The 14,327-nt window shown below is 27.2% G+C and carries 12 protein-coding genes; 9 read left to right on the top strand and 3 right to left on the bottom strand.

Annotated features, from left to right (window positions below; all coding sequences use genetic code 11):
- Position 1 precedes the first annotated feature (1 nt).
- The 9 genes from flhA (at position 2) to mfd (ending at position 10,281) form a co-directional block, all read left to right on the top strand.
- Positions 2 to 2,113 (top strand): flagellar biosynthesis protein FlhA, encoded by a 2,112-nt coding sequence (gene flhA / locus X274_RS01310; RefSeq protein ID WP_047264998.1) that lies wholly within the window; start codon positions 2 to 4, stop codon positions 2,111 to 2,113.
- Between the two features lie 22 nt (positions 2,114 to 2,135).
- The gene (gene flhF / locus X274_RS11380; protein WP_052913115.1) at positions 2,136 to 3,590 is read left to right on the top strand and encodes a flagellar biosynthesis protein FlhF; all 1,455 of its coding nucleotides are present in this window, start codon (positions 2,136 to 2,138) and stop codon (positions 3,588 to 3,590) included.
- On the top strand, positions 3,587 to 4,450 hold the full coding sequence (locus tag X274_RS01300; protein ID WP_052913114.1) for a MinD/ParA family ATP-binding protein: 864 nt from the start codon (positions 3,587 to 3,589) through the stop codon (positions 4,448 to 4,450). Before flhF ends, X274_RS01300 begins: the two co-directional genes overlap by 4 nt.
- A gap of 4 nt (positions 4,451 to 4,454) precedes the next feature.
- A complete protein-coding gene (locus X274_RS01295) occupies positions 4,455 to 5,102 on the top strand; it encodes a hypothetical protein (RefSeq protein WP_047264997.1) in 648 nt (215 codons plus the stop codon).
- Positions 5,092 to 5,718, top strand: a complete 627-nt coding sequence (locus tag X274_RS01290; protein WP_047264996.1) for a chemotaxis protein CheC — start codon at positions 5,092 to 5,094, stop codon at positions 5,716 to 5,718. Before X274_RS01295 ends, X274_RS01290 begins: the two co-directional genes overlap by 11 nt.
- A 3-nt stretch (positions 5,719 to 5,721) precedes the next feature.
- Positions 5,722 to 6,192: a chemoreceptor glutamine deamidase/glutamate methylesterase CheD gene (gene cheD, locus X274_RS01285; protein ID WP_047264995.1), complete on the top strand. Its 471-nt coding sequence runs from the start codon at positions 5,722 to 5,724 to the stop codon at positions 6,190 to 6,192.
- Between the two features lie 153 nt (positions 6,193 to 6,345).
- Positions 6,346 to 7,032 (top strand): sigma-70 family RNA polymerase sigma factor, encoded by a 687-nt coding sequence (locus X274_RS01280; protein WP_047264994.1) that lies wholly within the window; start codon positions 6,346 to 6,348, stop codon positions 7,030 to 7,032.
- Position 7,033: 1 nt separating this feature from the next.
- Complete coding sequence (locus X274_RS01275) at positions 7,034 to 7,345, top strand: hypothetical protein (protein ID WP_047264993.1); 312 nt, start codon at positions 7,034 to 7,036, stop codon at positions 7,343 to 7,345.
- A 29-nt stretch (positions 7,346 to 7,374) separates the two neighbouring features.
- The gene (mfd, locus tag X274_RS01270) at positions 7,375 to 10,281 is read left to right on the top strand and encodes a transcription-repair coupling factor (RefSeq protein WP_047264992.1); all 2,907 of its coding nucleotides are present in this window, start codon (positions 7,375 to 7,377) and stop codon (positions 10,279 to 10,281) included.
- A 134-nt stretch (positions 10,282 to 10,415) separates the two neighbouring features.
- Here mfd and X274_RS11745 read toward each other — a convergent pair whose 3' ends face one another.
- The 3 genes from X274_RS11745 to X274_RS01260 all read right to left on the bottom strand — a co-directional run bounded on the left by X274_RS11745 (position 10,416) and on the right by X274_RS01260 (position 14,121).
- Positions 10,416 to 11,750 carry an ABC transporter substrate-binding protein gene (locus X274_RS11745; RefSeq protein WP_231580364.1) on the bottom strand — a complete coding sequence of 445 codons (1,335 nt, stop codon included), beginning with the start codon at positions 11,748 to 11,750 and terminating at the stop codon, positions 10,416 to 10,418.
- 68 nt (positions 11,751 to 11,818) lie between these two features.
- Entirely contained in the window at positions 11,819 to 12,307 is a 489-nt protein-coding gene (locus tag X274_RS12225; RefSeq protein ID WP_231580363.1) for a hypothetical protein, read from the bottom strand.
- Between the two features lie 20 nt (positions 12,308 to 12,327).
- Positions 12,328 to 14,121, bottom strand: a complete 1,794-nt coding sequence (locus X274_RS01260; RefSeq protein WP_047264991.1) for an ABC transporter substrate-binding protein — start codon at positions 14,119 to 14,121, stop codon at positions 12,328 to 12,330.
- Between the last annotated feature and the right edge of the window lie 206 nt (positions 14,122 to 14,327).

Genomic DNA, 14,327 nt, shown 5'->3' with positions numbered 1-14,327 from the left:
AATGGGAGAAGCTTTAAATAGATTTTTTAAACAATTGGATATTATAGTTCCTTTATTAATTGTTAGTGTTGTAATATTAATGGTTATTCCAATTCCTCCTTTTCTTTTAGATTTTCTTCAAATGGCTAATATATCATTAGCTATTGTTTTGTTGCTTGTTACCATGTATATTAAAAATGCTCTTGAAATCTCCGCTTTTCCAACACTATTATTAGTTACGACATTATTCAGATTATCATTAAACGTATCGTCTACAAGGTTAATATTGTTACAGGGGAAAAATTTTCAGGGGAAAGTAATCAGGGCATTTGGGGATTTTGTCGTTGGAGGAAATTATGTAGTTGGTATTGTTATATTCTTAATTTTAGTTATTATACAATTTGTTGTTATTACACGTGGTGCAGAAAGAATCGCTGAAGTTGCAGCAAGATTTACGCTTGATGCATTACCTGGAAAACAAATGAGTATAGATGCTGATTTAAGCGCTGGTATTATCACTGAAGAAGAAGCAAGAAAAAAACGTGAGGATATTAGACGTGAAGCAGACTTTTATGGTGCAATGGACGGTGCCTCTAAATTTGTTCGTGGAGATGCTATTGCCGGTATTATAATTACAATTATAAATATTTTAGGTGGTTTGATTATAGGTGTTTTACAACAGGGATTGAATATAGGTGAAGCTGCTCAATTATATACGCTTTTTACTGTAGGTGATGGATTAGTAGCTCAAATACCCGCTTTATTAATTTCAACTGCAACTGGTATAGTTGTGTCAAGAGCTGCTTCAAAAGAAAATCTTGGTAAAGATTTATTAAAAGAACTTTCTTCTGAAAAACGTGTATTATATATGACTGGTGGAGTTATTCTAACTTTAGGACTTATTACACCATTACCCGTAATGCCTGCTTTATTATTGGGCGGGGGAATGTTGGTTTTAGCTTATCTATCAACAAAAGGTTATTTACAAAAAGTTGTACCTGCAGCTGGTCCAAAAGATAGTTTTGAGACAGCTCCTTCTGAAACAACTGAAGGTACACAAAGTTCTGTCTCAGGACCACCTTTAACATCTGCTGAAGAAGTTTCAGAAATAATACAGAGTGATGTTTTAGAAATAGACATTGGTTATGGACTTATTCCATTAGCAGATCCATCCCAGGGTGGAGATTTGCTTGAAAGAATTACAATGGTTAGAAAGCAAATAGCCTATGAGCTTGGTATTGTAATAAGTCCAATCAGAGTAAGAGATAGCGTATTATTAAGTGCTAATGAATATATAATAAAATTAAAAGGTGTTGAAGTTGGGAGATTTGAATTATTTCCAGAAAAATTGTTAGCTATTAATTCTGGAATGGCTACTGAAGAAATTCCTGGAATACATACAAAAGAGCCTTCTTTTAATCTTGATGCATACTGGATTGATGAAAATCAAAAAGAAAATGCTGTTAATCTTGGATATACAGTTGTTGATTCACCAAGTGTTTTTGCAACGCATTTATCAGAAATAATTAAAAAATACGCTCATGAAATACTTGGTTCTAAAGAAACTGAAATGCTCATAGAAGGATTAAGAATTAAAGATCCTTCATTGGTGGAAGAGCTGACTCCTATGGTATTTAAAACATTTGAAATTAGAAATGTCTTAAAAGAACTTTTATATGAAAGAATATCAATAAGAAACTTACCTGTTATATTTGAGAAATTAATGGAATTAGGAAGCAATGAAATTAAAGATATCGTTTCGCTTGTTGAAGGAGTTAGAAGTGCCTTGGGGCGACAAATATGTGAAAGTGTAAAATCAAATGATGGTGTATTGCATCTTCTTATACTAGATAAAAATACAGAAAATACATTAAACAATTACACAATTGAGTATGGAGGAAACTATACATTGGCTTTATCTCCACAATTATCTCAAACACTTATTGATAATATAAGCCAAATGTTAGAATCACAAATGATGAAAGGGTATAATCCTGTTATATTATGTAGCTCTCCTTTAAGATTTTATTTTGCAAGATGGTTAGTGTCAAATATTCCAAATGTAAATGTTATTTCATATAATGAAATAATTCAGGAAATCCCCATTTCCGCAGACGGTAATATAAGCATTTAGATAAACGTTTAGAGGTGAGTTTATGAAAATAAAAAAATACATTGTTAATACTATTCCTGAAGCAATGGAAAAAATCCGAAATGAATTAGGTGAAAACGCTTATATTTTAGATACCAAACGAATTAATAAAGGTGGTTTCCTTGGACTCGGTGGAAAAAAATATATAGAAGTTACAGCTGTTTTAGAAGATAATGTGGAAACAATAATAAAGAATAGCCAGAGACCCTCTGGAGCAGGTTTTTCTAATAATTCTCAAGGAAAAATTAACGAAATCAAAGAAATGGTTGAAAGAAACAAAAGACTTGACGAAAGAATTAATAGAGCCAAAAAGAAAGAGTTATTTGAAGAAAACTCTTATGCGCCAGGTAATGATAAACTGGAAATAACCGCGAAAAATGAAATTTTAAAGTTAATTGAACAGCAAAGAGAAGTTTCAAAATTAATTGACAATGATGCAAAAAATTTTTATGAAAAAGATAAATTTGAAAATTTAAATTATAGAAAAGTAACGTATAATAGAATCCCTGATCAATTTTATAATCAAAAATCATTTAATAAAAAAATATTTGATAAAAATGAGAATATAAAAAATACTATATCAAATAATATGTCGAAAAATCAAAAAAGTTCTCAAAATGAATTAACCGAAATAAAAAACCTAATAGAAAAACTTTCTAAAAGAGTTATTTTGAATGGTATAAATCCTTTTATATCCGAATTAATTGAATCACTAAAAAAACAGGATTTATCTGACAAACTTATAGAAGATATAATAAATAACATTCCAAACGAATTAAACAAAGAAAACTGGAAATCAGATGAAAAATTTAAAAACTTATTATTTGAAACATTAAAAAACAATTTCAAAGTAGATGTTCCAAATGTTTATGGAACAATAATGCTTATAGGTCCTACAGGAGTAGGTAAAACCACTACATTAGCTAAAATTGCTGCTTTAAATAAATTGAATAGTAATAAAAGTGTTGCAATTGCCACAATAGATTTATATAGAATTGCAGCAACTGAACAATTAAAGACTTATGCAGAAATTATGGATATTCCAGCATCTATATGTTATACTCCTACTGAATTAAAGACAACTGTTGAATCTTTAAAAAATTATGATATATTGTTAATAGATACAGCAGGAAGAAGTCATAAAGATGATATTCAAATAGGTGAATTAAAAATGTATATTGATTCTATAAAACCAAATTATATATTTCTGGTTATTTCAGCTAATATGCGTTTGCGAGATATGGTTGATGTATATAATAAATTTGCCATTTGTAAACCTACACATTTAATAATTACAAAATTAGATGAAACTTCATCATATGGACAGATACCTTCTTTAATTAAAGAAACAAATTTGCCAATTAGTTATGTTACAACTGGGCAAAATGTTCCAAATGATATTGAATTTCCAAACTTTCAAAAGTTATTTAACCTCTTTTATGAGGAGTTGACATTATGAGTATTATAAAAGATCAGGCAGAAAACCTTAGAAAAACATTTTCTAAAAATCAAACTAAAATAATATTAGTAACTGGAGGAAAAGGTGGTGTCGGAAAATCTATAATTGCGGTTAATACCGCTGTAAATCTTGCAAAAATGAATAAAAAAGTCTTAATTTTTGATACAGATGCTGGATTTGCCAATGCTTCTATATTATTAGGTGTATCTCCATCTGTTAGTATTAAAGATTATTTTGATAAAAGATTAACCCTTGACGAATGTATCATAAAAACTCCTTATGGTATAAAATTATTAAGTACAGGAATGGATATTAAAGATTGGATATCTTTTCAAAAAAATTTTACACGAAAAGCCATTGAAGAATTTTTTAATATTGCAAAAGAACATGATTATGTAATAATTGATGTTAGTGCAGGATATAATGAGAATTTAAAACCCTTTTATATCGCTGCAGATAATATACTTTTAGTTACCACTCCAGAACCTACAGCTATAGTTAATGCATATACTGTAGTTAAGGCTTTATCTATTCTGGAAGTAGATGGCATTGTTGATGTTGTTATAAATATGATAAGAAAAAAATCTGAAGCAAATACAGCTGAACAGGTTTTGAGAAAAACGATAAAAGAATATCTATTTAAAGATATAAGACATGTTTTTTATATAAGTTTTGATCATATTGTTCATGATAGCGTTAAATCACAAACTCCTATATCAAGTTTTAAACCTTCTTCTAATGTTGCTAATGACTTAATGAATATTGCTGAAAAAATAGAGAATGACAAATTATCTAATAACCGTAAAAATGATAATTTATTAAAAAAACTGCTTTTACTTTTTGGTTTTTATAATAGGTGAAATTATGGATAAAAAAAGTTTTATTAAAAGAATTTTTCTGGTTTTTTTCCCAGGAAATTCCATTAGAATATATGCAAAAGATGATGTTTTAAAAGCAAAAATAAAAACATTTAAAGGAAAAGAAATTGAATTAATATCTCCAAAATATAACTTCAAAATCGGTGATGAAGTCATATTAGAATCTATATTTGAAGGCGCTTATTATCAGGCTAATTTTCAAATAAAAGATATTGTAAATTTTGGGAATAATGAAATTCTTTTATTATTAAATTTGACAAGTGCATTTAAAATTAAAAACAAACGTATAAATGAGAGACATTACATTGCCATTCCTGTTTTAATTGAAGATAAATTTAAAGGATTATTATGGGATTTAAATGAAAATTTTCTTGGTATTGTTTTATTAAATGAATATCTAAATGAAATAAAACAAAATCACAGTATTAAACTATCCATAATAAATTTTAATATAATATTTCACGGCACTATTGTTAAAATAAGACAGGAATTTTTTAATTTAAGTAAATTTATATATGAAATAAAAATATTACAGGATCCAACAGGTTTATTTGGTCATTATTTAAAACACATCAGTGGAAAAAACTTTTTTGAAAATAAAAAAAATCTGGAGGTGCAACCTGATGAACAATGAAAATTTTGATTTTTTTATGTCTGCTTTCAGTGAAATTACCAATATAGGAATGGGAAATGCTGTTAGCTCATTATCGATGATGTTAAATAAAAAGGTTGATATTTCAGTACCAAATTTAGATGTAATAAAATTGTCAGATATTTTTTTAAATATGGAAGAACCTGATGAGATATATGCGTGTTCTTATGTAAAAATGGAAGGTGAATTAAATTCATCTCTGGTATTCTTGATTGAAAAAGATTCTGTAAAAAGATTAATAAAAGAAAGTGTAGGTTTAGAAATACAAAATATTACAGAATTGGATGAAATGTCATCTTCAATGATCGGAGAATTAGGCAATATAATGTTTGGCTCTTATGTAAGTGCTATTTCTCAATTTTTAAAAATAAATATTCAGGTTACCCCCCCTCAGGTTGCTGTAGATACATTTGCATCTTTAATTGCTGAATCTATTGTAATGAGCATTACGTTTGAAGATGAAGTTATATTAACAGAAACAGAAATAAGTGTTGAAGATTGGGAAAAGGTCATTAAAGGTAAAATTATTTTTCTCATGAATGAAGAAAACAGAAATAAATTGTTTGATTATGTAAAAAAAGTGTTTTATGGGGGTTAAACAATGAAAAAAATAATAGGAATTGGAGAATACTTTTCTTCAAAAAGTCCAGATATTTTAGTTACTTTAGGCTTGGGTTCATGCGTTGGCGTTTGCATCTGGGATAAAAATAAAAAAATTGGTGGATTAATTCATGTAATGCTACCAAAGTCTCCTGGTTCAAACGTAACTAAACCGGGAAAATATGCTGATCTTGGAATACCTTTATTACTGGAAGAATTAAAAAAGTTGGGTGGTTCTAATTATACTGCAAAAATATTTGGTGGAGCTGCTATGTTTAAAGGTTCATCAATGGATGTGGGTCAAAAAAATGTTATTGCTGTAAAAGAACAACTAAAAAAAGAAAGAATCAAAATTATAGCAGAAGATACTGGAGGAAACAGAGCGAGAAGTATAGAGTTTAATCTTGATACTGGTGAAGTTATGGTTAAAAAGGTGGGTGGTGGTGAAAAAGTTGAAATTTTCAAATTTTGAATTAAAATTTTACGCTGTATTATTCTTTATTTTTCTATTTATAAATTTAGTAATATCAAAAAATTTTTTTATAACTTCTATTTTACGCTCTATAATAAGTATTGCTGTAATCATAATTTTAAATACAACTATAAAGGCAGTGATTAATAAATAATGAAAAATATAAATAGAGATGACATAATAAAAAATTTCTTGCCTAAAATAAAATATATAGCTTTAAATTTATTATCCACCCTTCCAAAAAATGTAGAACTTGATGATTTAATACAGGAAGGGATTATAGGACTACTTCAATCTTTAGATAAGTATAATCCAAAAAAAGGGGTATCTTTTTATTCATTTGCTATAAAAAGAATAAGGGGAGCTATGCTCGACTATTTAAGAAAAATTGACTGGCTTCCAAAAGAGTTAAGACATAAAATAAAAAAAATGGAAGAAATTTTAGCTGAACAAAATATAGACGATTATATAAGTGATGATGAACTGGCAAATATTCTTCAGATTTCAGAAAAAGATGTAAAAAAATTAAAGGCTGAATTGCATAGAAGCCATATATTGAGTTTAGATTCTTTTTTATTAACAAATAATGAAATAAATGTTGAATCTGATATTGATGAAAATGACCCGGAGATTTTAGCTTATAAAGATATTTTAAAAAATGAACTCAAAAAAGCTATATTGAGTCTAAATGAAAGAGAGCAGCTTATACTATCTTTGTATTATGAAAAAGAATTGACCTTTAAAGAAATTGGTAAAGTTTTAGATATTTCGGAATCTCGAGTTTCCCAAATTCATACTTCAATTATCAGCAAATTAAAGAAAAAATTAGGCGGTGATTAACATGCCTGACCCTATCAACCTGAGCATTTCATACATTACAAATGTTGATATTTCAAATAATATACAGAATTTAAACAACGCACTTTTAGCAGCGCGTACAACTAATCTGGAAGAACACATAAAAAAGAATGAAGAAGCTAAGTCTCAGGTAAAAAACACCGATGAAAAATCAGAATCTAAAAATATTAATGCAGATAATAAAGGCACATCTCAAGAATATAAACAGAGACAGGAGTCTAAAAAAGAGAATGCCGAAAAGAAGCGTTTAATTGTAGATGAATATAGAGGACATTCATTGGATATAAGAATTTAACGGACGAAAGTCCGTTTTTTATATGTGAGGTGGTTCAAATAATAAACGAGATAATCAAAAAATCAAAAAAGAAATATAAAATATTAATTTTCCCAGAAACATGGAATTTAGAAAACTTTTTAGAAGAAAATATTTTTCTATATCCAAATTACGATGTTTTCCCATTTGAATCTATAAAAATATCAAAAAAAATAAATGCTTCAAGGATAAATACTTTATATAATATTTTAAATCAAAAAGAATTGACAATCTTTACAACATTTCATGCATTATCAAGATATACTATACCAAAAAATATTTTTAAAGAAAATATTTTTAATTTTTCACTCAATGATGATTTCAGTATTAATCCCTTTTTATATGGATATGATAAAGTCTGGAATGTATACGAATTTGGCGAGTATTCACACAAAGGCTTTGTAAAAGATATATTTATTCCTATATATAACAATCCAATTAGAATAGAATTATTTGATAATGAAATTACAAGGATAACTCAATTTGATATTAATTCTCAGAAAAGTATTAATAATCTTAAAAACTTTATATTTATTCCTGGCACTGAGTTTATATATAAATTCGAAAAAAATTTTTATAAAAATATAGAAAAATTAAAAGAAAAATATCATCATAAAGATATTCCAATTGAAATTGAGAAATTTGAAACTATACCCGGTCTATTATATGAAGAAAAAAATACAGTACTTGATTATATTGATCTAAAAAAAACAGATATATTTATTATAAATGAAAAAGAAAGTATTAAGTCTTTTTATGAAAGAGAAAGAGAAAATTTAGAATTTATATCTTCAGATTTTTATAAAATCATATATAAAGAATACAGTGGAAAAAATTTAGAAAACATTATAAATTTAAAATATAAGTCTATAGAAATTGATAAGCATAACTTTATTATAAAAAAAATAGCACACAAAAAAAACGAATCCTTACCTATTTTAGATTGGGAAGATTTGAAAATCAATGATTTAATAGTTCATGAAAATTATGGAATAGGTATATATAAAGGATTAGAAAAAGTTAAAACAACTTCTGGAGAAAAAGAATTAATAAAATTAGAATATGCAAATAATGCAAAAGTATTTTTACCTGTAGAGAGAATAGACAAAATTACTAAATATATAGGAGACAAAGATTTAGTTAAAATTGATAAAATTGGATCGTCTTCATGGCAAAAAAGAAAGAAAAAAGTCGAAGATAATATTAGGCAAAAAATAAAAGAACTGGTAAAATTGTATGCATTAAGAGAATATACTACCGGTATATCATTAAAGGGTGATGAAGATATTGAAGAACAATTCAAAAAAACATTTGAATATATTGAAACAATTGATCAGGAAAAAGCTATAGAAGAAACATTAGCTGATTTATCTTCAACAAAACCTATGGATAGGTTAATTGCGGGTGATGCCGGTTTTGGGAAAACAGAAGTTGCATTGCGCGCTGTTGTCCGATGCGTAAGTTCTGGTTATCAAGCTGCCATCCTTGTTCCAACCACAATATTGGCTCAACAATATTATAATAATATAAAAGAGAGATTTGAAGAAATTGGTATAAACATAGAGCTAATAGATCGCTTTAAAACTTTAAAAGAAAAGGAAAAAATTATAGATAATATAAATTCAGGAAAAATTGATGTAATAATAGGAACACATGCTTTATTAAATAAAAAAATACAATTTAAAAAACTTGGACTTTTAGTGATTGATGAAGAACAACGATTTGGAGTATTTCAAAAAGAAAAACTAAAAGAATTATCTCACGGAATAAATGTTTTAACAATGAGTGCAACACCTATACCAAGAACCTTATACTTCTCATTAACTGGATTAAGAGATTTATCAATAATTTCAACTCCACCTTTTGGGAGGATTCCTGTAGAAACTTTTGTATTCAAATATTCCAAAAAAATTATAAGAACAGCAATATTGCGAGAAAAAGCCAGAGGAGGACAGGTTCTATATATACACAATAGAATTAACGATATAGAAAATGTAGAAAATTCCTTAAGAGAAATAGTTCCAGAAGCTAAAATTATTGCTGCTCATGGTAGAATGCCTAAAAGATATCTATCAAAAATAATAAAAATGTTTTATGAAGGTGAAATAGATGTATTAATATCCACAACAATTGTAGAAAATGGAATTGATATACCAAATGCAAATACATTAATTGTTGATGATGCTGAAAAATATGGAATTTCTCAATTATATCAATTGAGAGGTCGCGTGGGAAGAAGTAATAAAAGAGCTTTTGCATATTTTCTATATAAAAATAATCTAAAAACAGAAACCATGAAAAGATTAGAATCAATAAAAAATATTTCAGGTCCGGGAAGCGGATTTAAACTAGCTTTACATGATTTGGAAATTAGAGGATTTGGCGATTTACTTGGGATAGAACAAAAAGGACATATAAATAATATTGGATTAAATATGTATAAAGAAATATTGAACAAAACAATAGCTGAATACTATTCTAAAGATATAAAACAACAAGTATCTGAGAAAATTGATCTGGAAATAAAAGGTATAAAAATGCCTATTATCATACCTGAAAAATATATCTCTAATCCCATTGAAAGAATGCGTATATATAGAGAAATCGCCAATGAAAATAAAATAGACAACATAGAAAATATAAAAAAAGATATAGAAGATAGATTTGGAAAAATCCCAATTGAACTTGAAAATTTATTAAAATATACAAAACTAAGAATTATAACATATCAAAAAGGAGCTAAAAATATTGAAATATATGATAATACATTAATAATAGAATATAAAAAATCACTTGATATTGATATCAAGAAGCTTAAAAAACATTCGAGAAAATTCAATCATTTTCCAGAAGAAAAAAAGATTATTATATATACAACAAATCCGGAAAAAACTCTATTTAATTTATTTTATAGTTGAATTTATAAATAATATTTTATGAGCTTTTGCCTTCGCAAAAGCTCATTTTTTAATAGAACAAGTACATTCAAACTATCCAATATTTCAAAAAATCATTAAATAAACAATAAAAAATACGACGTTCACCGCATTTTTTATTCTATTTTTTCATACTTATAAAAGTCATCTCCTGGAACTATAGGATTGAATTCAAAACCTTTTAACCATTCTCTAAAAACCTTATTTTTTAGTGGTTGGTATAATGGAACATTTATTCCTTCACTAATAACAAACTTTTGAATTTTTATATATATATCTTCTCTAAAATTTATGGTTGATTCTTCTGTTGCATCAATAATTATTTCATTTAAAGATTTTCCGTCAAAAAATGCCTGAGATTTGTTTGCAAATTGCGTATATTTTTCACCATAATAGTAACCATATGTACCATTACTATGATAAAATGTATAAATAAAATTGTTTGGATCCGGATAATCTGCCAACCAACCTAAGACATATAAAGGCATTTTACCATTATTTCTTGCATCTAAAAATGTTGGCCAATCAACTTCTTTCACTTTAATTTCAAATTTAGAATTAATATTTTTTAATGATTCAGCTAATATCTCAGCAACTTTCTGCCTTGAAAAATTATTAACATTATATAAAATTGTAATTTTAAAACCCCTTTCCCATAAATCTCCATTAAATGCGTCCTTGAAATATCTGATTGCAGTATTATAATAATATGCAGGTTTATGAAGAGTATCAGAATATCCTAAAACACCTTGAGGTAAACAGGTAGGAATAATTTTACCGTTTCCACCAAGAACAGAATCTATTAGTTTAGAATATTTAAAAGAATAAATAAATCCTAATATTACATTTTTATCTGAAAAGAAATCTACTGGTATACCATTTCCATCTAATTTTCCGCTTCCAATATAGGGACTATCTTGTGATATATTCCAATTAAAAGCCATAGCAGTGATAGAAAGTGTTGATAAATTATTGATTATCTTTAAATCTAAATCGTTTTGTATTTCTGGTATGTGTTCATACGGAACATATATTATATCAGCTTCACCTTTTTCTAATAATGCTTTTTTTGTTGACCATTTATCTACTCCCCAGATAACTACGTTTTCAACTTTTGCTAGACCTCTCCAGTATTCTGTGAATGCTTTTAATGTTACTTTCTGTTCTGCTCTGTTCCATTCTACTAATTCATATGGCCCTGAACCTATTTCTTTTGTATATAATGGTGAATCTTCTTTTTTCCAATCATGGAATTTCCACCATCCGTCTGCTTTTCCGTCCCATAATCCTAATCCCATTGCTGCTTTACTGTCTAATATTGCTCCCCATGATGAACCCTGAGCTATGATGTTTAAGAAATATACTTTTGGTGCTGCTAAATGGAATACTACGTAATCTCCATCTACTTCAACTTTTGAATTTATATATTTTTCATAGAAATCTAATAATATCTGTTTTGCTTCATCATTTACTGGTTCTTTTGTTTCAGGATTTACTAATTCTGACCATGATTTTCCAGTTAATCCTTATAAATAACTTCTCCACTTGCTGTATCGTATGCTTGATGTGGATCTAATGTGTCTGGTTCCCCAATTGTTAAATCTATAATAGAATCCTTGTCAAAATATATAGTTTTTAAAGTATCCAGCGTATTTATAACATTAGTTTTATTATCTGCTATAAAAATATTTTTTCTATAACCAATAGCAAGTAACTTCTTTTCATTATTATTTTTATAATAAGCTTTTAAGATTAAATTATATGTACCAACTTCAATATTATTATAATTTCCTGTAGCTTTATTATTTAAATAATTTAAATCTTTTTCATAATTATTAAATGAATTATATAGTTTAATTTTTACATAATTAATATTTTCATTTTCAAAACGCAAATCAGATAAATCAATTTCAAATATTACATTAGTTTTTACAAGAGGTAATCTATTTATTTTTGTGCATGAAAACATAAACAATAAAATAATGAAAAGAATAAATATTTTTTTCATATATAATGCCTCTAACCAAATTAATGTTCTTTCCATATATTCCAAATTTTCCACAAAATACCTGCCACTTGTGTAGGAGAATCAATATTATATACATGAATATTTTTATTATATGCAGCAAGATAATTTGGAGATGCAGTATAAACCAAAATTTGATTATCACTTACCAATAGTTGAAATTCATTAAATAAATTTTCAAGTTCTTCTCCATAAGTTTCGACTTGCAATCTCATGATTTCATCAATTCTTTTCTCATATTCAGGCACTACATAATCTGCTCTTAATTCATCATCGAACATATCTGGTCTTATTTCTGGTGAAAAATTCCAGAAGTGTAACCCTCCATCTGTCCTCCATACATTCCAACTTGATGCTGGATCTACTGAACCTGTAAAACCTATAATAACACTTTCCCAATCACCTGTACCAACTAATTTAGAAACTAAATCATTGAATTCAATTTGTGTAAATGTAATCTCTATTCCAATTTTCTTTAAGTCTTCTTTTAGAATGTTACCGATTTCTAATCTTATAGTGTTATTGATATTTGTTATTAAATTAAATGTTACTTGATTACCATTTGAATCGTACAAAATGCCATTTTCTAATTTAAATCCGCCTTTATCAAGTTCAGAAATTGCCCCATCCACAGAATAATCAAGATTTAAATTTTCAACTTTAGAATTATAAAAAAATGATGAAGGTGATAAAGGACCATATAATGCTGTTCCATGATTATAATATACATTTTGAATTATTTTATCTCTGTCTAATATTCTGGAAATTGCACGTCTAAAGTACTTATTTCTAAACCATTGTCTTTTGATAGCATCTTTGGCATTAAAATTAAAAGCTATAAATTGTGTCCCATACAAAGGTTTCCCTTCTATGATTTCCCAGTTTTTTTCTTCAGACAAATTTTTAATACTTTCATAGTCACTTGGCAAAAACTCATAAATATCTATCTCACCATTAATAAAAAAGTTTTTCATTTCATCCTCATCATTAGCTATTTTATAAATTATCTGATTTAAATATGGTAGAGAATTTCCATTTTTATCTTTCCTATAATAATTAGGATTTTTTTCAAAAACTATTTCTTCATCTGGTAAATACCTTTTTGGTATAAAAGGACCAGACCCCACAAACAATTCAGAATTCAAGTTATCTAAATTCCAAACATTTTCAAAATCACTATCATTAACATAATTTTCTAAAATATGTTTTGGTAGAATTTTAGCAGATGCTATTCGTTCATATCCAAGTCTATATTTTGAATTATAAATAAATCGAATAGTATTGTCATTAATTTTAACGATTTTGGGTAGGTCACCGTTTTGATCTTCAATTCCTACATATTTACTATATAAAGGATTAAACCATATATTTTTAAAGGTCCATATTACATCATCTATGGTTAGTGGTTCTCCATCAGACCACTTTATATTATCTCCAAGTTCAAAAGTATACATTGTACTACCATCTTCAGTTACTTCTGCATTTACAGATTTAGCCAATCCAGATTTACTATGTATACCATCATTTGAAATATACATTAACGAATCTAAAAACAAGTTAATTAATTTGCTTTCGTTCTCTGTAATAGTTGCAAATGGAGTTAAGGTTTTAATGGATCCAATTATTCCAAGTTTTAAAATTTCCCCGGGAACACCTTCAACATTCTCTACAGCCCAATTTTCTGAATAATCAATTTCAAAATTATTATTCGCCAATATTTCTTTACTATTTAAGCATCCATAAAAGATAATTGAAGCAAATCCTATCAACATTATAAAATAAATGAGTTTTTTCATACTTATCCCCCCTCAAAATTAATTAGATTAATAGTGTAAATTCAATTTACAGAATATTGATTATAAGCTATTTCTAAAAAGGGCATCACCCCCACACTTGGTGTTGATTTACTTTTGTAGTATTATTATATTGTACCCAAAACTTATTGGAGGTGATACCATGTTCAGAAGTTCTAGAAATGTTTTTGTTTTGGACAATTTAAATG

Source organism: Marinitoga sp. 1155 (assembly GCF_001021175.1).
GTDB lineage: Bacteria > Thermotogota > Thermotogae > Petrotogales > Petrotogaceae > Marinitoga.
Note: the sequence above shows the minus strand (reverse complement) of the source record. Positions and strands in the feature narration are given on the sequence as shown.